Below are 530 nucleotides of genomic sequence, written 5' to 3' on the forward strand. Positions count from 1 at the left end.
GGAAGGAGTCCATTCATAAGAATATTGAGAAGTTTAAGGAGATGGCTAAAAACTCTGTTTCCAAAGATAAAATCAAGAATAAACAAAAGGAGCAGAGCCTATGATAGATAAAATATTAAAGGACATCAAAGGCTTATTTAAGGTGCAAGATAAGGTAAAGTTTCTAAAGCAGAACATTCCCTATCTTGCATTTTTCTATATAGGTAATATCTTTTCACATCATGTAAGAGCCTATATAGGTGGCGATATTATTGACAAAATTTTTCAAGGGATATTAGAGATTAATACGATGAGCTTTCTTCCAAGCCTTCATCCTACGGATATTATAATGGGCGTGGTAGTAGCTGTTTTAATCAAAATTATCGTATATACCAAAGGGAAAAATGCTAAAAAGTTTAGACAGGGGAAAGAGTATGGCTCAGCAAGATGGGTTGCATAATATTAACTGAACAGGAGTGATATATAGACACAAAAAAGGAGGATAACGCCATGATGGAATATGCAACCAAAATCACTGCGCTATACTCCCG

2 pseudogenes are annotated in these 530 nt (G+C 34.7%); both read left to right on the forward strand.

The window, feature by feature from the left end:
- A pseudogene (locus EII23_RS12280) lies at nt 1–104 on the forward strand (PcfB family protein); the annotation flags it as partial.
- Nucleotides 101–430: pseudogene (locus tag EII23_RS12285) on the forward strand (type IV secretory system conjugative DNA transfer family protein); the annotation flags it as partial. The pseudogenes EII23_RS12280 and EII23_RS12285, both read left to right, overlap by 4 nt.
- Between the last annotated feature and the right edge of the window lie 100 nt (nt 431–530).

The sequence above is a fragment of the Desulfovibrio sp. OH1186_COT-070 genome, from assembly GCF_003860215.1.
Lineage (GTDB): Bacteria > Desulfobacterota > Desulfovibrionia > Desulfovibrionales > Desulfovibrionaceae > Desulfovibrio.